This window comes from Planobispora rosea (genome assembly GCF_014648175.1).
GTDB lineage: Bacteria > Actinomycetota > Actinomycetes > Streptosporangiales > Streptosporangiaceae > Planobispora > Planobispora rosea.
This window is the reverse complement of sequence record NZ_BMQP01000050.1, coordinates 42,879-64,154: the sequence shown is the minus strand read 5'-3', so window position 1 is coordinate 64,154 and position 21,276 is coordinate 42,879. Positions and strand designations below refer to the sequence as shown.

General features: G+C 69.0%; 23 protein-coding genes and 2 tRNA genes. 11 read left to right on the top strand and 14 right to left on the bottom strand.

The window, feature by feature from the left end:
- The first annotated feature begins 395 nt into the window (after positions 1–395).
- Complete coding sequence (locus tag IEZ08_RS33950) at positions 396–908, top strand: hypothetical protein (RefSeq protein WP_068927509.1); 513 nt, start codon at positions 396–398, stop codon at positions 906–908.
- Between the two features lie 235 nt (positions 909–1,143).
- Here the strand turns inward: IEZ08_RS33950 and IEZ08_RS33945 are convergent.
- Positions 1,144–1,219, bottom strand: a tRNA-Arg gene (locus IEZ08_RS33945).
- A gap of 956 nt (positions 1,220–2,175) precedes the next feature.
- On the opposite strand from IEZ08_RS33945, the gene IEZ08_RS33940 reads away from it, so the two are divergent.
- Positions 2,176–3,246, top strand: coding sequence for a M15 family metallopeptidase (locus IEZ08_RS33940; protein ID WP_189243814.1), 1,071 nt, complete (start codon positions 2,176–2,178; stop codon positions 3,244–3,246).
- Between the two features lie 129 nt (positions 3,247–3,375).
- Here IEZ08_RS33940 and mscL read toward each other — a convergent pair whose 3' ends face one another.
- From mscL to IEZ08_RS33925, 3 genes are all read right to left on the bottom strand, one after another.
- Positions 3,376–3,801: a large conductance mechanosensitive channel protein MscL gene (gene mscL, locus IEZ08_RS33935; RefSeq protein WP_189243813.1), complete on the bottom strand. Its 426-nt coding sequence runs from the start codon at positions 3,799–3,801 to the stop codon at positions 3,376–3,378.
- 86 nt (positions 3,802–3,887) lie between these two features.
- Positions 3,888–4,457: an RcpC/CpaB family pilus assembly protein gene (locus IEZ08_RS33930; protein ID WP_229803818.1), complete on the bottom strand. Its 570-nt coding sequence runs from the start codon at positions 4,455–4,457 to the stop codon at positions 3,888–3,890.
- A 440-nt stretch (positions 4,458–4,897) separates the two neighbouring features.
- The gene (locus tag IEZ08_RS33925; RefSeq protein WP_068927400.1) at positions 4,898–5,707 is read right to left on the bottom strand and encodes an S-methyl-5'-thioadenosine phosphorylase; all 810 of its coding nucleotides are present in this window, start codon (positions 5,705–5,707) and stop codon (positions 4,898–4,900) included.
- A gap of 308 nt (positions 5,708–6,015) precedes the next feature.
- Here IEZ08_RS33925 and IEZ08_RS33920 point away from each other — a divergent pair, with 308 nt between their 5' ends.
- Entirely contained in the window at positions 6,016–7,965 is a 1,950-nt protein-coding gene (locus tag IEZ08_RS33920; protein WP_189243812.1) for an MFS transporter, read from the top strand.
- A 54-nt stretch (positions 7,966–8,019) separates the two neighbouring features.
- Here the strand turns inward: IEZ08_RS33920 and IEZ08_RS33915 are convergent, their stop codons facing one another.
- From IEZ08_RS33915 to IEZ08_RS33905, 3 genes are all read right to left on the bottom strand, one after another.
- On the bottom strand, positions 8,020–8,316 hold the full coding sequence (locus tag IEZ08_RS33915; RefSeq protein WP_084780719.1) for an FmdB family zinc ribbon protein: 297 nt from the start codon (positions 8,314–8,316) through the stop codon (positions 8,020–8,022).
- A gap of 254 nt (positions 8,317–8,570) precedes the next feature.
- Positions 8,571–10,076 (bottom strand): potassium/proton antiporter, encoded by a 1,506-nt coding sequence (locus tag IEZ08_RS33910; protein WP_068927396.1) that lies wholly within the window; start codon positions 10,074–10,076, stop codon positions 8,571–8,573.
- 239 nt (positions 10,077–10,315) lie between these two features.
- Positions 10,316–10,903, bottom strand: coding sequence for a 5-formyltetrahydrofolate cyclo-ligase (locus tag IEZ08_RS33905; protein ID WP_068927394.1), 588 nt, complete (start codon positions 10,901–10,903; stop codon positions 10,316–10,318).
- A gap of 24 nt (positions 10,904–10,927) precedes the next feature.
- On the opposite strand from IEZ08_RS33905, the gene galU reads away from it, so the two are divergent.
- From galU to IEZ08_RS33865, 8 genes are all read left to right on the top strand, one after another.
- Positions 10,928–11,827, top strand: a complete 900-nt coding sequence (galU, locus tag IEZ08_RS33900; protein ID WP_068927392.1) for a UTP--glucose-1-phosphate uridylyltransferase GalU — start codon at positions 10,928–10,930, stop codon at positions 11,825–11,827.
- A gap of 50 nt (positions 11,828–11,877) precedes the next feature.
- On the top strand, positions 11,878–13,065 hold the full coding sequence (gene glp / locus IEZ08_RS33895; RefSeq protein WP_189243818.1) for a molybdotransferase-like divisome protein Glp: 1,188 nt from the start codon (positions 11,878–11,880) through the stop codon (positions 13,063–13,065).
- Positions 13,066–13,234: 169 nt separating this feature from the next.
- Complete coding sequence (gene moaC / locus IEZ08_RS33890) at positions 13,235–13,705, top strand: cyclic pyranopterin monophosphate synthase MoaC (protein ID WP_068929208.1); 471 nt, start codon at positions 13,235–13,237, stop codon at positions 13,703–13,705.
- A gap of 69 nt (positions 13,706–13,774) precedes the next feature.
- A complete protein-coding gene (locus IEZ08_RS33885) occupies positions 13,775–14,248 on the top strand; it encodes a MogA/MoaB family molybdenum cofactor biosynthesis protein (protein ID WP_141704258.1) in 474 nt (157 codons plus the stop codon).
- A gap of 45 nt (positions 14,249–14,293) precedes the next feature.
- Positions 14,294–14,938: a GNAT family N-acetyltransferase gene (locus tag IEZ08_RS33880; protein WP_229803816.1), complete on the top strand. Its 645-nt coding sequence runs from the start codon at positions 14,294–14,296 to the stop codon at positions 14,936–14,938.
- Between the two features lie 124 nt (positions 14,939–15,062).
- Entirely contained in the window at positions 15,063–15,704 is a 642-nt protein-coding gene (gene sepX, locus IEZ08_RS33875) for a divisome protein SepX/GlpR (protein WP_141704257.1), read from the top strand.
- Positions 15,705–15,779: 75 nt separating this feature from the next.
- Positions 15,780–15,853: transfer RNA gene (locus IEZ08_RS33870), tRNA-Ala, on the top strand.
- A gap of 221 nt (positions 15,854–16,074) precedes the next feature.
- Positions 16,075–16,902: a hypothetical protein gene (locus IEZ08_RS33865; RefSeq protein WP_189243811.1), complete on the top strand. Its 828-nt coding sequence runs from the start codon at positions 16,075–16,077 to the stop codon at positions 16,900–16,902.
- A gap of 60 nt (positions 16,903–16,962) precedes the next feature.
- On the opposite strand, the gene IEZ08_RS33860 is transcribed toward IEZ08_RS33865, so the two are convergent.
- The 7 genes from IEZ08_RS33860 to IEZ08_RS33835 form a co-directional block, all read right to left on the bottom strand.
- On the bottom strand, positions 16,963–18,096 hold the full coding sequence (locus IEZ08_RS33860; protein WP_189243810.1) for a site-specific integrase: 1,134 nt from the start codon (positions 18,094–18,096) through the stop codon (positions 16,963–16,965).
- The gene (locus IEZ08_RS33855; RefSeq protein ID WP_189243809.1) at positions 18,096–18,299 is read right to left on the bottom strand and encodes a helix-turn-helix domain-containing protein; all 204 of its coding nucleotides are present in this window, start codon (positions 18,297–18,299) and stop codon (positions 18,096–18,098) included. Before IEZ08_RS33855 ends, IEZ08_RS33860 begins: the two co-directional genes overlap by 1 nt.
- Positions 18,289–19,668, bottom strand: coding sequence for a replication initiator (locus IEZ08_RS33850; RefSeq protein ID WP_189243808.1), 1,380 nt, complete (start codon positions 19,666–19,668; stop codon positions 18,289–18,291). Before IEZ08_RS33850 ends, IEZ08_RS33855 begins: the two co-directional genes overlap by 11 nt.
- A 199-nt stretch (positions 19,669–19,867) precedes the next feature.
- Positions 19,868–19,993: a hypothetical protein gene (locus tag IEZ08_RS40415; RefSeq protein ID WP_268249393.1), complete on the bottom strand. Its 126-nt coding sequence runs from the start codon at positions 19,991–19,993 to the stop codon at positions 19,868–19,870.
- Positions 19,990–20,139, bottom strand: coding sequence for a hypothetical protein (locus tag IEZ08_RS33845; protein ID WP_189243807.1), 150 nt, complete (start codon positions 20,137–20,139; stop codon positions 19,990–19,992). Before IEZ08_RS33845 ends, IEZ08_RS40415 begins: the two co-directional genes overlap by 4 nt.
- Positions 20,136–20,546: a hypothetical protein gene (locus IEZ08_RS33840; RefSeq protein ID WP_189243806.1), complete on the bottom strand. Its 411-nt coding sequence runs from the start codon at positions 20,544–20,546 to the stop codon at positions 20,136–20,138. Before IEZ08_RS33840 ends, IEZ08_RS33845 begins: the two co-directional genes overlap by 4 nt.
- A 19-nt stretch (positions 20,547–20,565) precedes the next feature.
- Positions 20,566–21,252 carry a DUF2637 domain-containing protein gene (locus IEZ08_RS33835; RefSeq protein WP_189243805.1) on the bottom strand — a complete coding sequence of 229 codons (687 nt, stop codon included), beginning with the start codon at positions 21,250–21,252 and terminating at the stop codon, positions 20,566–20,568.
- Positions 21,253–21,276 lie beyond the last annotated feature (24 nt).

The following is a 21,276-nucleotide window of genomic DNA, read 5'->3' as shown; positions in this document are numbered from 1 at the left end:
TCGTCGCCCTGGCCGCCGCACTCATCTGCTACCGCAGACTCACCAAATGAGTCACCCTCTAAGACCGCGTGGGCAATCCACGCCCACCTGCGTCACCACAGGAGAACCAGTGCGGTAGTGGCCAAGAACAGGGCGGCTCCGAAGCATTGGAGGTACGACTTGAGGCACGCAGCGGTCTCTCTGCGGCTCAACGCGGGTGTCCCGCCGACTGAGGTAGCCCATTGGGTCGGGCACGGTGTGGATGTGCTCATTCGGGTCTACGCCAAGTGCATCGAAGGGCAGCCATCGCGCGCCAACGGGCAGATTCACCAAGGCCCTGGGAATATAAGACCGGCCTTCACCGGAACGGAAGGGAGCAGCCGAATCGATGATTTTGCTGTTCTTACCGTTGAGACATGCAGGGGACGCTCGCGTATCAAGATCATCTATTCATCAACTTCCGCGACTTCGACTTCGAGCGTCATGCATACCGCTGGATTGATATCAAGCGCTTCGGCTTGTCCCGCCCGGACGTCGACGGCACTCATCTGCTGGCGGAACTGATCGGGCATGAGCAGTACCGGGACGACTACGCCGGAGGGGGAGCCGAGCCTGACGGGATTCGCCATGGTTCCTACTGGCTGCGGAACATCAGCCCGGCCGCATTCACACGGATCGACAAGGCGGGTGCGAACGCCATCCTGCGCGGCTGGGCGGAACAGTTCGGGCCGCTTCCTGCGGCCCTGTCCGCTCGGCTGGAGAACGAGGTTCATCCGCTACTCGCAGAAGCCATCGAGAGATACCGGCTGGAGGATCTCGACCGTGAGGCGTTCCACGACTGGGGCGGGGTCCACATCGACTTCCACGAGTTGGTTCTCATCGATCGCGTCGCCGGCACCTTGGCGCTCCTGGTCGCCGCCGACGACTGAGATTCGAGAGTTGAACCGGTTGAACAGCTTCCTGCTCTGACAGGCTGAGGCTTCTTCCCCGGTTTGACCTGGCAGGGCAACTCAAAGATCATCCCTTGAATAGACCGCGACCAGTGAGTCAGGGCCGCTCGTGGTGGCCTACGTCGGGGCCGCTCATGGCGGTCTACAGCTGCAGGGGGACGCACGCCGTGCCGGGGAGGATCCCCAGGTCGGGCAGTGGATGACAAGGTCACGATGGTGCCCCCGGCATGATTCGAACATGCGACACCCGCTTTAGGAGAGCGGTGCTCTATCCCCTGAGCTACGGAGGCAAGGGCGTACCAGTAAGAGTAGCGAAAAACGGGGAGTGTGTGTGCGATCGGGGGGTGTGGGAGGGGGAACTGCGGGTCATCGGTTCGCTGAGCTGTGACAAAGGGATGGCAAGCGGATGGGTGGACGGAGGGTCGGGGTGGCTAATGTCACGCTTCGTGATCAAAGGGCAGCGGAAATGGATCAGAGGGCGGGCGCTGCGGCCTGTTGCACTCGGGGTGGCGTTGTGTGCTCCGATGCTTCTGGCCGGCAGCCTCTTCGTTGCGGAGCTGGCCGGATACGAAGCCGGAACCACGTCGGCCCAGGGCCGGAGCACGGTGGACGCTGTGGATGCCGAGTCCTGGGAGGGGTCGGTCGTGACGTTGCCTGCCACGATCATGCCCGTCAGGGTCGCGGTGACGGGGCCGAAGCTCGTGCCTCCTCCGCCGCCCCTCCAACCTGACCAGATGTACCGGAGGAAGGTGCCTCCGGTCGTCATGGCCGCGCCCGTCCTTCTGGGGCCGAGGGCCGGGGAGTCAGGGGAGGCGCGAGGGGGGCACCGGGGGCGGGGAGGGTCCGGCGGGGAGAGCGCGGTGCGAGAGAGCGCGGCGCGGGGGGAGCGGCGGCCGGAGACGGGTGGGGGGCGGCCTGGGCGGGGTGAGGAGCCCCGGGAGAGTCAGGCGCCTGATCGGGCCGCGGAGAAGCCGGACGGGCTGGAGATCAGCGTCCAGTTGAGTTGCGCGGAGGAATGGAAGGGGACCTGGTTGTGGGAGGTGTGCCTGGAGCGTTCTCGCTAGAAGGCTTGCCGAAAATGAGCACGAAATCGTGCTTTCGGTGCATAGCAGGTCTGAGGAGTCTGGCTCGTGCACGTGGTGAGCTGTAGTAACGTGCGTGGCTGACCCAGGTCACGAGTTGCAAACGGAGGGGTCGAGACGTGCCACCTCGTCGATCAGCGAGTCTGATCGTCGTCGTCGCGACGATGACTTCCCTCTTTCCCGGGGCCGCCGTCGCCCAGCCGCCGCCGGGGGAGGCTCGGGCTTCCGCGGTCCAGCGGTCGCCGCTGGAGACGCAGGGCGCCGTCATGCGGGATCCGGGCAGTCTCACCGAACTCCGGCGCGAGGCTGAGAAGGCGTCCAAGGACCTTGAGGTCGCGACCAGGGCACTGGAGGAGCGGCGCGCCGAGATTCAGGCCTCGGAGAGGGAGCTCACCGGAAAGCTCCGGGAACTGCAGGAGGCGGAGAGGGCCTTCGCCCAGGTACGGCAGCCGCTCTCGGAGATCGTCGGCGTGCTCTACCAGCAGTCGGGCAGCAACGGCCTGGAGAGTTTCCTGGCCGGGAACGGTGACACCTCCGCGCTGAGGGCCATGGCGAGCACGACCCACATCGTGGCCCAGCGGAACCAGGTGCTTCAGGAGAGCAGCCGCCTGCAGGCGGAGCGGGAGCGGGTCGCGGCGCAGGCCCAGGAACTGCGGGCGGACAACCTGCTGGCCGAGGCCCAGATGAACGCCGAGATCGAGACGCTCAAGGCCCGCTCGGACAAGATCGTCAAAACGCTGACCCAGGCTCTCGTGAAGCTGGGCGTGAAGATCGACAAATCCGGGCAGGCGGCGAACGGATGCAACCCGACGAGGGCGACCCTGACCGGGGACTTCCCCAACGGGTTGATCCCCAAGCTCTACCTCTGCCCGCTCCAGCAGCGGGGGCACGAACTCCGGGCGGACGCGGCGATCGCGTTCATCAGCCTGAACGAGGCCTACCGCAAACGGTTCGGCAGGCACATGTGCGTGACGGACAGCTATCGGAGCCTGGCCGAGCAGCAGTCGGTCTACTATCGCCGTCCGGGCCTGGCCGCCATCCCCGGACGCAGCAACCACGGCCTGGGGCTCGCCGTCGACCTGTGCGGGGGCGTGCAGAACTTCCGGTCGCCGCAGTTCAACTGGCTTGAGGCGAACGGCAAGAAGTTCGGCTGGATCCACCCCCAGTGGGCTTACGTCAGTCCTTTCGAGCCCTGGCACTGGGAGTACGACCCGAAGCTGGGATCCCTGCTCTAGCGTGGCCCCCGGCAGTCCCGGACGAGGCCGACCGGCCGGACCGTCCGGGACGGCTTCGAGCGGTCCGGAAAAGGTTCGGAAGAGGCCCGGAAGAGCCGTCCCCGCGATTTCTCCGTACGGTTCCGGCGGTCAGTGAGTCTCGGACGTCGGCTCTGTCAGCGGGGCGACCTGGGCGGTGCAGTGGGAGCAGCGGACGGCGGCCTTGGGGATTTCGGAGAGGCACTCCGGGCACTCGCGCAGGGTCGTCTCCTCCGGCGAGGAGAACCGGGCGGTGAGCTTCTCATACGGGGTGATGACGAAGAAGTAGATGACCGCCGCCACGATCAGGAACGAGAACACGGCGTTGAGGAACACGCCGTACTTGATCTCACCGGAGCCCACTTTGAGTACCAGTTTCTCAAAGTGCGGCTGGCCGCCGATCGCCGCGAGCAGCGGGGCGAAGACGTCCTTGACGAGCGACTGCACGATGGCGTTGAAGGCGGTGCCGATGATCACCGCTACGGCGAGCTCAAGCACGTTGCCCCGGAGCAGGAACTTCTTGAATCCGCTCAACATGAGCCACTCCTCACAGGGGGTTTCTGGTCGATCACAGGGTTTCGCCGGTACGGCGAAGCTCTCATTACCCGGCCCCGGCCGGGTTATTACCTGGGTGTGGAGATGGTGATCGACAGCTTCCCGCCGGCCTGAGCGGAGGCCAGTCCGACCGCCTGCTCGGGAGTGGTGGCCAGCACGATCAGCGCTCCACCGCCGGACTCGCTCGCCGGGAGGGCGACGACCGGGACGTTCTCGGCCACCGTCGTGGCGCCGGAGGCGGCGGGGCCGTCCCAGCCGGTGGGAGCGGCCAGGACGTTCACGATGTCGCCGGGGGACAGCAGGCGGGCGCTCTCGGGGTCGGCGACCCGGATGGGGGTGGCGACGGTCCCGGGACGGTGCGCGGTCAGCAGTCCCGGGCCGAGGAGACGGACGTCGGTGAGGGGCTCGCCCCGGCGCGCGGGACCGGCCAGGATCCGCCCGGCGATCGGCGTGCCCGGACGCAGGGCGCCGTCGGGGGCCGTGCCGGGCCGCAGGGCGACCGGCCGTACGTCGGTGGCGGCCAGGACGCCGCCGGGAAGGTCGCGGGCCGCCGCGAGCACGGTCACCGACGCGGTGTCCGGCCGCAGCCCGGTCATGGCACACGTCACGGCCAGGGCCGCCAGGGCGGCGGCGAGCACCCGATGGCGGCGGCGCAGGAAGCCGGGCCGGAGGAATCCGGAACGAGGGAAGCCGGAACCTGCGAAGCCGGAGCGAGGGAAGCGAGAAGAAAGGAAGCCGGAGCGAGGGTGCCCGGGATGGAGAAGATCCGAGCGGGAAGACCCGGAACCGGGAAATCCGGGATGAGTGGATCCGGAACGGGTGGGCCCGGGGCGACCGATTCCCGGAAGGCCAGTTTCAGGACGAATGATTCCCGGAAGGCTGATTCCGGGATGAACGGCTCCAGAAAAGCCGGTCCCGGGACGACCGGGGCCCGGACGGGAGAGACCGAGGCGGGGGAATCCGGGGCGGGGAGGTTCGGGGCGAGGACGGAAAACGCGCATGACTGACTCCAGGGACAAGGAGCCGGGTGGCGCGGAACCCGGGATGGACACCAGCCGGACCATGCGGCCCGGGAGGGCTATCGGGGGAGCTCGAAGGGGAGCTTCAGGCCGTCGAGCGTCTGGCCGCAGGGGCAGGTGCGCTCCTGCGGGAGGCCGACGATGAGGTCGGTGACCAGCGAGCGCATCCGGGTGACGTTGGCGGAGAAGAAGGCCAGGACCTCCTCGTGGGTGACCCCCTCGCCGGCCTCGACCCCGGCGTCGTGGTCGGTGACCAGGGACAGCGACGTGTAGCACATGGCCAGTTCGCGGGCCAGGACGGACTCGGGGAAGCCGGTCATTCCGACGATCGTCCAGCCGTTCGCGGTGAACCAGCGGGACTCGGCCCGGGTGGAGAAGCGAGGGCCCTCGATGACCACGAGCGTGCCGCCGTCGGCCACCGACCAGCCCGCGGACTCGGCGGCCGACACGGCCGCGGCACGGCCCGAGGGGCAGTAGGGGTCGGCGAAGGAGACGTGGACGACACCGCCGGCGTCGTAGTAGGTCTGCACGCGGCCGGAGGTGCGGTCGACGATCTGGTCGGGGACGACCAGAGCACCGGGTCCCAGCTCCGGACGGAGCGAGCCCACGGCGCTGGGGGCGAGGACCTGGCGGACCCCGAGGGAACGCAGGGCCCAGAGGTTGGCGCGGTAGGGGATGCGGTGCGGAGGGAAGCGGTGGTCGCGCCCGTGGCGGGGGATGAAGGCCACCGAACGCGACCCGACGCGCCCGACGGTGATGACGTCACTGGGCGGACCGTACGGTGTGGAGAGCTCGACCTCCGTGGCGTCGTCGAGCAGGGAGTAGAAACCTGAGCCGCCGATGACACCGACGTCCGCGCGAGTGACCATGGCGCAGACATTAGCGTTTCGAGCCGCCGGGTGAAGAGATCCGGGTCCCCGCCTGTGGATAACCGTGTCCGGAATGTGACTGGACTGTCGCTCTGGGTATGCAGGCCGTACGTCGATCGGGGGGACGGATGGGCACTCATCGGGCCAAGCGACGGGCGAAAGGGCCGGCGAAGAGGCCGACGCGGGGGCGGGTGCAGGAGCAGGAGCAGGCGCAGGGGCGGACTCAGGGCCGGGGGCGCGTTCAGGGCCGGGGGCGGGCTCAGAGGCGGCGACAGGCGCAAGGACAGGCGAAGGGCCTGGGGATCATCATGGGGGCGCTCATGCTCTCCATGCTGCTCGCCGCACTGGACCAGACCATCGTCGCGACCGCGTTGCCGACGGTCGTCGGGGACCTGGGCGGGCTGGACCACCTGTCCTGGGTGGTCACCTCCTACATGCTCTCCTCGACGATCTCGACCCCTCTCTGGGGCAAACTGGGCGACCAGTACGGCCGCAAGCGGCTGTTCGAGGCCGCGATCGTCATCTTCCTGGTCGGCTCGGCGCTCTGCGGCCTGTCCCAGAACATGGAGCAGCTCATCGGGTTCCGGGCGCTGCAGGGAATCGGCGGGGGTGGGCTCATGGTCCTCGCGCAGGCCATCGTCGCGGACGTGGTGCCCGCCCGGGACCGCGGGAGGTACCAGGGGCTGTTCGGCGCCGTCTTCGCCGTCTCCAGCGTCGCGGGGCCGCTGCTCGGCGGGCTGTTCGTGGACCACCTGTCCTGGCACTGGGTCTTCTACGTCAACCTGCCGATCGGCGTCGTCGCGCTGGCCGTGGTCGCCGCGGTGCTGCCGGCCAGGGCCAGGACCACCAGGCACGCCATCGACTACCTCGGCATCGTCTTCCTCGGCGGCGCATCCGCCTGCGTGGTCCTGCTGACCACGTGGGGCGGGGGCGTCTACCCGTGGGGCGGTCCCGTCATCATCGGCCTGGGCGCCGGGACGGCGGTACTCGTCCTGCTCTGGTGGCTGGCCGAGAGGCGCGCCGTGGAGCCGGTGCTGCCGCTGCGGCTGTTCCGGATGCGCGCCTTCAGCGTGGCGTCGATGATCGGTTTCATCGTGGGCCTGGCGATGTTCGGCTCGCTCACGTACATGCCGCTGTTCCTCCAGGTCGTGCAGGGTGTCTCGCCCACGATGTCGGGACTGCACCTGGTGCCGATGATGGCGGGCATGCTCCTCACCTCGATCATCAGCGGGCACACCATCGCGAGAACCGGGAGGTACAAGCCGTTCCCGATCATGGGTTGCGCGGTCGCGGCGGTCGGGCTCTATCTGCTCTCCCGTATCGACACGGGTACGTCCACCCTTGAGCTGAGCCTCTACCTGCTGGTTCTGGGCGTGGGGCTGGGCCTGGTCATGCAGGTTCTGGTGATCGTGGTGCAGAACGCCGTGGACTTCGACGACCTGGGCGTGGCGACGTCGGGGGCGACCTTCTTCCGCTCGATCGGCGGCTCCTTCGGCGTCGCTCTCGCCGGGTCGATCTTCACCTCCCAGCTCACCGACGACCTGGCACGGCTCTCCGAGACGGTACGGCTCCCGCCGGGTTTCGCCGACGCCGTCCAGGCCGACCCGACGGCCGTCCAGAAGCTCCCGCCGGAGGCGTCCGCCGCGTTCATGGACGCGTACTCCGACGCGATCGCCCAGGTCTTCCTGCTCGGCGCGCCGATACCGCTGATCGCCTTCCTGCTGGCCTGGCTGCTTCCCCAGGTGCCGTTGCGGCAGACCACCACGGCGGCCGACCTGGGCGAGGGCTACGGCGCGGTGCCGACGGAGCGGTCCTCGCTCGGCGAGGTGGAGCGGGGACTGTGGCGGCTGGCCGACGCGGACATGCGCCGGGACTACTACCGCAGGCTCGGCGACCTGACCGGCCTCTCCGAACTTTCCCCCGGCTCCATCTGGCTGATCACCCGCCTGGGCACGCAGGGGGCGCAGACGGGTGCGGAGCTCGCGGAACGGGCGGGCGTGACGGTCGAGGAGGGCCGGCCGTACGCCAGGGAGCTGATGGAGCGGGACCTGATCCGCCACGCGGGGGAAGGGACCCGCCTGGAGCTCACGCCTGAGGGGGAACGCGTCGCCGATCGCCTGGTCGGAGCGGCCCGGGACAGTCTCACCCGGCTGGTCGACGACTGGCGGCCCGGGGACCACCCCGAGCTGCGCGAGCTGCTGGACCGGCTTCCCCGGGAACTCCTCGGCGCGGCGGCCGACCGGCCCGCGGGCCGGTGACCCCGGGAGGACCGGGGTCGGACCGAACGGACCCTGGGAGGCGGAGGCCCGCCGTCAGGAGGCGGCGGCCGCGGGGGCCGGAGCGGGCGTCGCGGCGGGCTTGGACTCCGTCGACGCCGACGAGGAGGACGAGGACGTCGAAGACGACGAGGAGCTCACCGTGGACGAGCTCGACGACCGGCTGTCGGTCCGGTAGAAACCGGAGCCCTTGAAGACAATGCCGACCGCGGAGAACACCTTGCGGAGCTCACCCTGGCAACTCGGGCACACGGTGAGCGCGTCGTCCGTGAACTTCTGAACGATCTCGAACTGGTTGTCACAGGCGGTGCAGGCGTACTGGTAGGTGGGCACGCTCTCCTCCTCATGGGGTCCGCGCCAATTGGCACTCGAACGGCTCGACTGCTAATGGTAAGGCGTCGACTAGCATAAACGCGAGTCGGAGCTATCACATTCCGGTCAGGCCATCAGGAGCCGGGCGTCACCTCGTCGGAGGATAGAGGCGTCCCAAAAGGCCGGGACCGAGCCGGGATCCTGGAAGATCAGGCGCTGCGCCCGGGAAGAGCGGACATCGCGCTCAGGAAGATCAGGAATGGTGCCCGGGAAGATCAGGCACCGCGCTCGCCGAACCAGCCGGCGAGCTTTCCCCGGCGGCTGATGGCGCGCATCCGCCGCTCGACGGTCTCCCTGCAGGCCGCGGTCGCCACCACGAGGAGCTGGTCGTCGGTCCTGATCCTGGTCGTGTCCGAGGGAACGAACGTCCTGCCGTCCCGCACGATGAGCGTGACCTGGGCGTCGCTGGGCAACCGGAGCTCGAAGATCTCCACGCCGTGCAGCCGGGACGACGGCGGCACCTTGATCTGCAGCAGGTCGGCTTTGAGCTCCTCCAGCGGCGCCGACTCCACCTCCAGGTCACGTGCCTGGTCGGGGACGGCCACCCCGAGGAGCCGCGCCACCCATGGGAGCGTGGGCCCCTGCAGCAGGGTGTAGACGACCACGATGACGAAGACCTGGTCGAACACGAACCTGGCGGTGGCGTCGTCGATCGAGGTGGCCGCCCAGGGGATGGTGGCCAGGACGATGGGTACGGCGCCGCGCAGCCCGGCCCACGACAGGAACGCCTGCTCCCGCCAGTCCAGCCGGTCGACGCGCGTCAGCCGTACGAGAAGGGCGGAGACCATGATGGACAGGGGCCGGGCGACCGCGACCAGGATCAGGCCGGTGACCAGGCCGGGAACGACCGCCGCCGGCATCTTCGAGGGACTGGCCAGCAACCCGAGCATGACGAACAGCCCGATCTGGGCCAGCCAGGCGAGGCCCTCGGTGAAGCTCCGGCTGGCGGCGCGGTGCGGCATCCGGGAGTTGCCCATGACCAGCGCCGCGAGATAGACCGCGAGGAAACCGCTGCCGTGCAGCTGGACGGTCCCGGCGTAGGCGACGAAGGCGAGCGCGAGGACCGCGATCGGGTACAGGCCCGAGGCCGGGAGCGCGACGCGGCGCAGCGCGTAGACACCGAGCTGGCCCACCACGAGGCCGACACCCCCGCCGATCGCCAGTTCGATGACGACCTCGGCGAGAGCGCTCCAGATGCTGGGCGAGGAGCCCGTGCTCAGCATCATCACGGCGATGACGACGGGAGCGTCGTTGAAGCCGGACTCGGCCTCCAGGATTCCCGACAGCCGCCTCGGCAGGGGCAGGCGGCGCAGGACGGAGAAGACGGCCGCCGCGTCGGTGGAGGCGAGGATCGCGCCGAGCAGGAGCGCGATCCGCCAGTCCATGCCGAGCAGGAAGTGCACCGGCACCGCGACGGCGGCGATGCTCACCCCGACGCCCGCGGTGGCCAGCACCACCGCGGTGGGGATGGAACCCCTGACGTGGCTCCAGGTGGTGGTCAGACCACCCTCGGCCAGAATGATCGCCAACGCGATCAGGCCCAGCTGCTGGGCGATCTGGGCGTCGTCGAACTGGATCCCGAAGCCGGACTCGCCGATGATCAGTCCGAAGCCGAGGAAGATGAGCAGGCTGGGGAGCCCGCTCCAGTGGGCGACACGGACCGCGACGACGGCGGCGATGAGGATCCCCGCGCCGAGAAGAAGCCAGACGTTCCAGTTCATCGAGGCCGAGCGAGAGAAGCCAGAGAAACCAGAGAAGCCAGAGAAGCGAGAGAACTGCCGGGCTCGTTCAACGCGGGAATCGCTTTCTCGCTCGTCTTCCAATGCCTGAAACGGGCAGGACTCGTCCGCGGCCCACCCCGGACGGGGAGGGCCCCGAGTGGGCAGTGTGAGGAGCCGTTCCCACCTCAGGGAGCGGAGGGCGCGCCCCGGTCTCTGTCCTGCTCCGGGACCATTGTGTCCTACCCCGCGGTTCGCGCCGCTCCGACCCGGACGATACCGCCGGGTGACGCGGCGTAGCGGACCGGCTGGTCGTGGGGCTCGCCGGGCACCCCGTCGAGCAGCTCGCCCTCGTGGAGCAGCGCGACCGTCGGCACGTTCGGGCCCACCCGTGCCAGGGCGCGGTCGTAGGACCCGCCGCCCCTGCCGAGCCGTACGCCCGTGGACCGGTCGACCGCCAGCGCGGGAACGATCACCAGCGCCGCGGTCCTGATCGCGTCGACGCCGCGCCGGGTGTCGACCGGCTCCATGATCCCGAAGCGGCCGGGGGCGAGTGTGCCGGGCCCGTCGTACACCGCCCAGTCGAGATCGTTGTCCGGGCGCAGCACCGGGAGCATCACCGTCGCGCCGTGCTTCCACAGCGCGAAGACCAGGCCGTGCGTGGCGGGTTCGGTCCCGATCGACCAGTAGCAGGCCACCAGCCCGGCCATCTGCACCCAGGGCCGGTCCAGCAGGGAATCCCTGATCCGGATGGAAGCCGCGTGCCGTTCCTCCTCCGCGATCGCGGCGCGCGCTGCGGCGATCGTGGAGCGCAGCTTCACCTTGTCCACAGGTCCCTCCGTTATGGTTCGAACATGGCCGACTTCGATCCTGTGACGAAAGCCGTCGTTCCCGCGGCGGGTCTGGGCACCCGCTTCCTGCCGGCGACCAAGGCGACGCCCAAGGAGATGCTCCCGATCGTCGACAAACCCGCGATCCAGTATGTCGTCGAGGAGGCCGTCTCCGCCGGACTGCTCGACGTGCTCATGGTGACCGGGAAGAACAAGCGTTCCATCGAGGACCACTTCGACCGGGCGATCGAGCTCGAGGACGTACTGGAGGCCAAGGGCGACGACGAGCGCCTGTCCCAGGTGCGCGAGCCCGCCGACCTGGCGACCCTCCACTACGTACGGCAGGGCGAGCCGCGCGGTCTCGGCCACGCGGTCCTGTGCGCCAAACAGCACGTGGGCGGCCACCCGTTCGCCTGCCTGCTCGGTGACGACCTGATCGATCCCCGGGACGAGCTGCTCAAGCGGATGATCGAGGTCCGCTCGACGCACGGCGGCAGCGTCATCGCGCTCATGGAGGTGCCGAGGGAGCAGGCCTCCCTGTACGGCTGCGCCGCCATCGAGCCCACCGCCGAGGACGACGTGGTCCGGGTGACCGACCTGGTGGAGAAGCCTCCGGCCGACGAAGCGCCGTCCAACTGGGCGATCATCGGCCGCTACGTGATCGATCCGGCCGTCTTCGAGGTCCTGGAGAACACCCCGCCGGGACGGGGCGGCGAGATCCAGCTCACCGATGCCCTGCGCACCCTGGCCGCCCGCGACGTCTCCGGCGGCGGGCCGGTCCACGGCGTGCTGTTCCGCGGCCGCCGCTACGACACCGGCAACAAGCTCGACTACCTGCGCACGGTCGTGCAGTTCGCCGCCGACCGTCCCGACCTCGCGCCGGAGTTCCTGCCCTGGCTGAAGGAGTTCCTGGCCTCGCGATGAACCAGGTGAACCAGGCGAATCAGGCGAATCAGGTGAACCAGGTGGTCCCGATGAGGCCGGTCGAGGACCACCTCGCCGACATCCTGCGCACCGTCCGGGTGCTCGCCCCGCTCGAACTGGACCTGGACCAGGCGCTGGGCACCACCCTGGCCGAGGACGTGACCTCCCCGGTCCCCCTGCCGCCGTTCGACAACTCGGCCATGGACGGCTACGCCGTACGGGCCGAGGACGTCGGCACCGCCCCGGTGACGCTCCCGGTGATCGACGACGTCGCGGCCGGTGACGGCCGTCTGCACGCGCTCGGCCCGGGCATGGCCGTACGGATCATGACCGGGGCGCCGATGCCCGCGGGAGCCGACGCGGTGGTCCCGGTCGAGTGGACCGACGGCGGCACCGCCCGGGTCACCATCGGGCGGCCCGTGACCAAGGGGAACGCGATCCGCTCGGCGGGCGAGGACGTGCACTCGGGTGACGTGGTCCTCCCGGCGGGCACCGCGATCGGTCCCGCGCAGCTCGGCATCCTGGCGGGGGTCGGGCGCAGGAGGGTCCTGGTACGGCCCCGCCCGCGGGTCGTGGTGATCTCCACCGGCGCCGAGCTGGCCGAGCCGGGCAGCCGGCTGGCCCCCGGCCAGATCTGGGAGTCCAACAGCTACACCCTGATCGGCGCGGTCCGTGAGGCGGGTGGGGAGGGATACCGGGCCGGGATCGTCGCCGACGACGCCAGGAGCTTCATCGACCAGCTCGACGCCCAGCTGGTGAGGGCCGACGCGATCATCACCAGTGGCGGGGTGTCCATGGGCGCGTACGAACCGGTGAAGGAGGCCCTCGCCCCGCTCGGAACGGTCCGCTTCGAACGGGTGGCCATGCAGCCGGGCATGCCGCAGGGCTTCGGCGTCGTGGGCGAGGACCAGGTTCCGATCTTCACACTCCCGGGCAACCCGGTGTCGTCCTTCGTGTCGTTCATGCTGTTCGTCCGGCCGGCGCTGCGGAAGATGCAGGGCCGGCCGGCGGAGCCGACGCCCACCGTGCCCGCCGTGACCGGCGCCCCGCTCCGCTCGCCTGCGGGAAAGCGGTCATACCTGCGCGGCGTCCTCGGTCCCGGCGGCGTGGTGACCCCCGTGCTCCGGCAGGGATCCCACCAGCTCGCCGCCCTGGCCGCGGCCAACGCCCTGATCGTGGTCCCCGAGGACGTCACCGAACTGCCCGAGGGCGCGGCCGTGGAGGTCATCCCCCTGTGAACCCTGTGAGCCCTATGAGCCCTATGAGCCCTATGACTCCTGTGACCGGGCGGATCACCGAGTGCGGCGGCCTCGCGCGCCCGGAAAGCTCGGCTGGTCCGGTGAGTTCGGCTGGTGCGGTGAGTTCGGCTGGTGCGGTGCGTTCGGTTCGTTCGGCGAAGGAGACGTCGTGAGCAACTTCACACACATCGACGAGACCGGTGCGGCGCGCATGGTGGACGTCTCGGCCAAGGACGTCTCGGTCCGTACGGCCACCGCCACGGGCAAGGTACTGCTCTCGGCCGAGGCCGTGGCCCTGCTCCGCTCGGGTGACGTGCCCAAGGGGGACGCGATCGGGACCGCGCGGATCGCCGGGATCATGGGCGCCAAGCGCACTCCCGACCTGATCCCGCTGTGCCACCCGATCGCGCTGCACGGAGTGAAGGTCGAACTGACCGTGGCCGACGACGGCGTGGAGATCACGGCCAGGGTGAAGACCGCGGACCGGACCGGTGTGGAGATGGAGGCCCTGACCTCGGTCACGGTCGCCGCGCTCGCGCTGATCGACATGGTGAAGGCGGTGGATCCCGCGGCTGTGATCACGGATGTCCGGGTCGAGGAGAAGACCGGCGGCAAGACCGGCGTGTGGACCCGGTCGTAGAGGGCAGGGCCGTGGCGGTGCGGGAGCCGTACGGCCGTGACATCCGTGGAAGTCGCGGAGGGAGAGCGTGTGAGAGCTCTGGTGATCACGGCGTCGAACCGGGCGTCCGCCGGAATATATGAAGACAAGTCAGGAAAGCTCCTGGCGGAGCTGCTCGCGGAGGCCGGATGCGACGTCGACGGCCCGCGCGTGGTCCCCGACGGCGAACCCGTCGAGGAGGAACTCAGGTCCGGTGTGGCCGAGGGGTACGACGTGATCGTCACCACCGGCGGCACCGGGCTCACCCCGGCCGACCTGACCCCGGAGATGACCCGCAGGGTGCTCGACCGGGAGATTCCCGGCATCGCCGAGGCCATCCGCCAGGCCAACCGCGACGCGGTGCCGACCTCAATCCTCTCCCGGGGACTGGCCGGCCAGGCGGGAAACACGTTGGTCGTCAATCTGCCCGGTTCCTCCGGAGGAGTCCGTGACGGCATGGCCGTACTGGCCCCCGTCCTCAGCCATGCCGTGGACCAGATCCGGGGCGGGGACCATCGGCGTTGACGGTCCCGTGGCACGTCGGTCCGGCTTCGGGGGATGATTGAGGACGTGGATCGACTTCGTGGCTGGCCGGTGACCTTGGCGGAAGGCCCGGTGGGACTCCGGCCGCTGCGCCTGCGGGACGTGCGAGTCTGGCGGGAGACGCGGCTGCGCAACGCCGCATGGCTCCGTCCCTGGGAGCCGAGCAACCCCGAGACGCCCCTGTCCCGCAGCGGCCTGGGTCCCTACATCTCGATGGTGGGCTCCCTGCGCCGGGAGGCCAGGCAGGGGCTCGCCCTGCCCTGGGTCGTGACCTACGGCGGCGCCTTCGCGGGCCAGCTCACCGTGGGGGCCATCGTGTGGGGCTCGGCCCGGTCCGCGCAGATCGGCTACTGGGTGGACGGGGCGCTGGCGGGCCGGGGGATCATCCCGACCGCCGTGGCGCTGGCGGTCGACCACTGCTTCTTCGTCACCGGTCTGCACCGGGTCGAAGCCAACATCCGGCCGGAGAACCACGCCAGCCGCCGGGTGGTCGAGAAACTCGGATTCCGTGAGGAGGGCGTCCGGCGAAGGCACCTGCACATCGACGGCGCGTGGCGCGACCACATCTGCTACGCGCTCACCATCGAAGACGCGCCGCGAGGACTGCTCCCCCGATGGCGCCTCGACCGCGAGGCCGCCGCTTCCGGCGGCACCTCCCGCGAAGAGGTTTGAAGATCTCACGACACACCGCATCGAATGCTCGTCAAATAGTGACACGCGGTCTTACGGTGCGTGACGTGAGCACATCGAGGGCGCCGGAGGACCACGCGCGCCTTCGTGCTGCCCGGAGGTGGCCGTGAGCAGCAGCGTTTTCCTGTATCTGGCCATCGTCATCATGTGGTTGTGCGTCCTCGTTCCCATGTGGCTGAGACGGGACCGTGCCACTTTCCCGGAGCCTCACGACCTCGCCGAGCCGTACGCCCAGCCGGACCAGTCGGACCAGCCCGTCGAGGGTGACACCCTCACCGGGGAGTTCGACGTCACCGCCGAGTCCTCCGTGCCCGAGGCGGGGCCGGAGACCGGCCCCCAGTTCACGGCCGCGGCCAGGCGTGCGGAACGCCGCCGCGCCGAGCTGCGCCGCCGCGCGAGGATCGTGGCCAAGCGGAGGCGGCTGACGTTCTGGTGCACACTGCTGGTCCTGGCCTCGACCGTGACCGCCGCCGTCCAGGTGATCCCCTGGTGGGGCGTGGTCCCGTCGGTGGTCCTCCTGGGCGCCTACCTGGCCGTGCTGCGCGTCTCCGTACGGATCGACGCCGAACGCCGCAGAGCCGCCGCCAAGGCCCGTGCGGAACGTGCCAGGCGGGCCCGCCTGGCAGCGCGGCGCAGGGCCGAGCTGGAGGCCCAGCGCCCGGCGGCCGAGATCATCGATCTGACCGCGGCCCGCGACGAGATCTTCGACCAGTACGCCGACCCTCCGGTCCGCGCGGTCGGCGACTGATCAACCGCCGGACCAGGGAGACGACCCCGGATGGCGCGAGTGCCCCGAGAAGTTTGCTAACCTAGTTCACGCCTTGGGGATGTAGCGCAGTCCGGTAGCGCACTTCGTTCGCATCGAAGGGGTCAGGGGTTCGAATCCCCTCATCTCCACCCAGGTCAGAGGCCGCTTCCGAGAGATCGGGAGCGGCCTTCTGCGTTGCTGAGTGACCAACTGAGTGACTACCCCTCAAGCGGAGGGCGCCTCGTGACAGGCCGGGTGGCTCAAGCTGTTCGAACTGGCCAGTGTGGAGGATGCCTGCGAGCTGACCGTGAACTGTCTCACACAACCGGTATCGTCTTGCTAGATCACGTGCGAGCTGGAGGGGCGACGCATGCGGGACAGCGCCGGACGGGCAGGGCAGGCAAACAAGTCTTACGACGAGCTTCTCGGCGCACCGAACCTGAGCGATGAGGAACGGAAGTACCTCCGGGCCGAAGCTACTTTGGGGCATGCCGCCGCGTTGCTGGTCTTGCGGGGCGAAAAAGAGCTAGCAGGAATCCTGCTAGAAGTTAAGAGTGCAACTATTGAGTGGGACGACCAAGCCAGAGAAGAGGATCTCTGGTTGGAAGTCGCGCCCGAGCATCAAAGCCTCTTCACAGAAGAGAAGCTGACTCGTATCCGTGAGACCTGCCAAGAGGTATCTCGTCGTCGTGATTATGGCATCGCATGGGTAGGTCTCCGAGAGACGCTTCCTTCGGTCGGCCCTCAGTGGCGAGACCATGTCCGGCAATACATATCCGGTAAACAGCAGTCCAATCAGGGGCGCTTGGTCCGAGTGGAGGAGCCTCGATTCGTTGAAGACCACTTAGCGTTCACTAATGAGGGCGAGCTGATCGTGTATCGAGCTCTCAAGAAGATCCAGGAGAAGGACTTCCCGCGTGACGATACGATCGGGATCTTTCCGCTTGCCGGAGGGAGAGTGCTAGGACGTACATGGGAGCCGGACGTCCTGGTGACCTACAGGAATCGTGCCGGGGTGCTGGAGATCGACGGTCCTCACCACACTGGGCGACGAGCTCTAGACACGAGTCGAGAGCATCTTCTCCGTGATGTTGGGATCGCTTTTGTTGACCGTATTACGGTAGAGGCGATTAGTAATCCCGTCGAACTTAATGGCAGTTTGCATCGTTTCATAAAGCGACTCGGTGATACTAAGTGATATTCCTTCCTCGGGAGAGTGAAGCTAAGGGCCACCCGTGACTTGTGGGTGGCCCTTTTTCTAGTCTTCTCGGAATATTTTATCCATCGCCTCGGCTCCTTCAAGAAGCATCGGCCGGAGCTGCTTGCGGTAGACGGTTTCGGTCACTGAAGTGTTTCGGTGACCGACTAGGCGAGAGATGTTCTCCAGGGGGACGCCGGAGTCGGATAGCAGCGAGACGAAGCTGTGCCGCATCTCCCGAGGTGTCCACTCCTTCTCATTCAGGCCGGCCCTCTTGAGCACGGACCGGAACGAGCGGCGGACGTTGTGGGAGTCGAGCTCGGTGCCGACCTTGGAGGCGAAGACGAGGTCGTTGTCCTGCCAGCTCTTGCCCGCTGCCTTACGGGCCACGTCCTGGCGCTCGCGGTGGAGCTTGAGCGCTTCCACGCACCGTCTCGGCATGGCCAGCGTGCGCCGGGACTTGCGGGTCTTGGTGTCGCCGCTCTCCCGGACCGAGCGCCAGACCATGATGGACGGCGGGGTGCCGCCGAGGTCGACGTGTGACCAGGTGAGCGGCCTCAGCTCCTCCGTACGGGCTCCCAGCAGCAGCGACAGCACGATGTAGGCGTGCAGCGCCGTACCCTCCGACGCCTTGAGCACGGCTTCCGCCTGTTCCAGGGTGAGTGACTTGGATGGACGGCCCGCCTTGCCTTTGGGGATCTCGCACAGCAGCACCACGTTCCGCTTCACCTTGTCGCGAGCCTGCGCGCGGTTGACGGTCCGGACGAGGATCGAACGCAGCTCACGGAGCGTCCGCGTGCTCAGCTCCTTCGCCTTGGCGGCCAACCAGCGGTCAACGTCGTCGGCGGTGAGATCGACCAGCTTCCGGGCACCCAGGGCCGAGATGATGTGCTTGCTGGCGAGGATCGTGCACTTCTCCACCGTCGCGGGGTCCCGGCCGCTGAGCCCGAACTCCAGCCAGTTCCGTACGGCGTCGGCCACGGTGTAGCCCGTCGAGGAGACCAGGAGCCCGTCTTCGTAATCGCGGATGATCTCCTTGAGCTTCTTCAGGGCAGCGGTCTTGGTCCTGCCGCTGGCCCTCTTCACGATCCGCTTGCCCGCCGGGGTGTAGCCGACCGTGACCGAGGCGATCCAGCGCTGTCGGGCCTCGTCCCAGTGCAGACCGCCGTCCCCACGGCTTCGACGCTCGGTCATCAGGCTGCCTCCCGTTCCAGGAGCGCGATGTACTCGCGGATCGCGGACTCGGGGATGAGCCGGGTACGGCCCTCCTTGACCGAGCGCAGCCGCCCCACGCGGATCAGCTCGTAGATCACGGTGCGGCTCAGGCCGAGCCGCCGCATGGCGTCGGGGACCCGGTAGAGCCGGGCATCGATGATCGAGGTCAGGTCAGTGCTCAACGGATCCTCCCTTAGGTGAGATCGTCGAGACGAGGGCGGATTCCCCAGCGGTGTAGCCCTGGCCCGCGTACTTCCAGTTCGCGAGGACGAGCGTGGTGGCCGGGTCGTAGGGCAAGCGGGCGAGGTCGCGGGCCTGGCGGTACTCCAGGCGGACGTGGCGTAGCGCGGTCAGGGTGGTGGAGTAGGCCCGGCTCTTGGTCGAGAAGTGACCTCGGAAGCCGAGCATGTGCGCCCACTGCCGGAGCCGCAGCGGCGCGAGGTCGGGATAGGCCGTGGGGTTGCCGAGTTCCCAGGCGGTACGGATCAGCCGGGCGGCGTGTTCGGTGACGCCGTACTGTTCGAGCCGGGCGAGGTCGGAGTGTCTGATCCGCCGGTCCAGGGTGCCGGAGGTCTCGGCGGCCTTGGTGGCGTACTTGGCGACGTAGCCGGCCACCGCCGCCTCGGAGAGCGCGACTCCGTCCGGGCCGGCCGTCTCGATGTGCCGTACGTCGACTGCGCCCCAGCACAGATCCCGCATGGCCCCGCCGTACGGGTCGGGGACGTCGAGATGCACGGCCCCGGCCGATGACGCGATGGCTTCACTGAGCAGCTCCACGCTCGCCCAGGCCGGTGGCGTGCTGACCTTGCCTTCCGAGGTACGGCCGTCGAGGCGGATGACGGCGTGGAAGTGGACGCTCCCGCGTGCTTGGTACTCGGCGACCTTGGCGAAGGAGAGCCGGACCCGTCGACTGAACTCGCTGCGGGTGAGTCCGGCCGATGCGCCCAGGTGACGCCGCAGGTAGATCCCGAAGCGGTGCCAGAGCATGCCCGCGTGGGCGTTCCACAGGACGTGGCCCGCGTAGTCGTAGCTGTCCGGGTCGAGGGCCTGTCCGATGCGCCGGTCACCGGAGCCGTGCCGTTCGAAGCAGGCCGGATCCTTGCGCCGGGGATGGCAGACGTCGGCCTGGCCGTGCTTGTCCGGGCCACGGTGGACCGGGCCGAAGCTCGGGGCCGTGAAGGTGGCCAGCACGCGGGGGTGCGTGCTCACGGTGGCCGGGACGCCCTTGTCTCCGCCGAGCAGGCCCGCCCGGATCAGGTGGAAGGTGTCGGCCCGGTAGGTCTCGGCGCAGGCCGGACAGCGGGAGGCCCGCCGGTTGCCGCAGCGGACGAGCAACTGCCCGTGGGGTTCGCCGCTCGTGGAGTAGTGGTGCAGGACCTCCCCGGTTGCCGGGTCGACGGTGGAGACGTCGCCGACCAGACGGACAGGGGCGGAGCAGCCATGAAGCCGGTCGACCTGCTGGAACCAGCGGTTCAGATCCTTGCCGGAGCGGCGGGCCAGGTCCCGGATGACCGGGCCGACCAGGTCGCCGATGGGTGCGGGTTCGCTCATCTCTCCTCCTTTCCGGTGCGCTCGTCGGTGGGTCGGTCGTCGTCTCGATGGATGGAGCGGACGCGGACGGAGCCGTATCCGTCGCGGTCCGTATGTGGCCGGTGGCGCATACTGGTGGTTCCTTTGCGAGTGAGCGGAGGAGACGCCCCGCGGAGCGGCGGGCTGCCAGGCTTTGGCCGCCCCGTGGTGGCGTCACTGATCAGTTGTCGATTCCGGTGCCGTCGCAGTCGGGGCAGGTGGCCGAGAGCTGGTACGGGCTGCTGTCGCTGTCGTCGTTGACGAGGCCGGTTCCGGCGCAGGTGGCGCAGGTGTAGGCGTGGATCACGGGGTGTCTCCTCCTTCCTCGGAGCGGGGACACGGGCACGGGGTGTCGTCGGTGTCGTCGAGGCGGTCGCAGTCGGCCGGGTCGCCGTCGAGTTCGCAGCCGTAGCGGGCGCAGCAGCCACAGAAGGGGCAGACCAGCCGGATCATGGCGTGTCCCCCACGGAGGCCCAGGCGTGGCGGTCGCCCCCGGCGTGCCGGATGGCGGCCAGGACGTACGCGAGGTTGGTCCGGTCCAGGCGGGTGATGGCCGGGCCGAGGTCGACGGGGTGACCCTCGGCGAGGCTGAGCGCGATGCGCAGGACGGCGGCCTCGGAGTTGGAGCAGGGGAGCAGGCCGTTGAACAGCGCCGAGTGAAGGGTGTCCCAGGAGATGGAGGCGTACGGAGTCTGGCCGTAGGTGGCTGGGGCGTACTCCACGGCCATGCGGAGGAAGTCGCGACGGTGAAGCCACGTCCCGTGATGGGCCAGCAGTTCCACGGCGGCCTCCACGGCGTAGGAACCGCGCGCCCAGGCACGGGCGGCTTCCAGCAGGTGGGGGAGTTCGGGCAAGGTCATGACGGATCGGCTCCTTTCGTCAGGTGGGATCGGCGGCGATCTGCCGCAGCAGGTCGGCGGCGAGGTCGCCGGAGATGCCCATACGGGTGCGGAGAAGGTCCGCCGTAACGGGACGGCCGTGCTTGGCGCTGTGCTCGTCGGCCAGTCGCCGGGCGAAGGTGAGCAGGGCAGGGGACGGGCCGGGCTGGTTGCCCGGAGGCTCCTCGGACACGTCGGCCGTGGGGAGCTGGACAGTCGGTAGGGGAGCGGCGTCGACCTCGGGAACGGCTTCTGCGACCGGGACGACGACGGGGACCGGGGTCGGAGGCCGGTGCGAGGCACGGCGCTCCAGCATGGAGATCGCCACGAGGAAGGCCACAGCGGGCATCGCGGCGCAGATCCATCCCCACACCGATGTCTCGGCGCGAGCCAGGTTGGCCGCGAGCGTGAGCACGATCCCGCCGGCCAGCACGAGGGAGGGCCAGGAGACCGGTCCCCGCCGGGGACGGCCGGTGCGCTTGTCCCGCTGGAGTTCCCGGGTGGCCATGACGCACATCAGGTCGATGCACACCGCGACCGCCCAGGACTGCCAGCCGCGCTGACCGTGCTCGGCGGCCAGCTCGGAGATGTGGGTGAAGGACCCCACAGCCGCGATGACGGCCAGGATCACGACCGGCGCGGAGTCCAGTACCATGGAGTGGACGCGACCGGGGCTGTGACGGGTCATCGTGGTCTACCTCCTTCCGGGTTC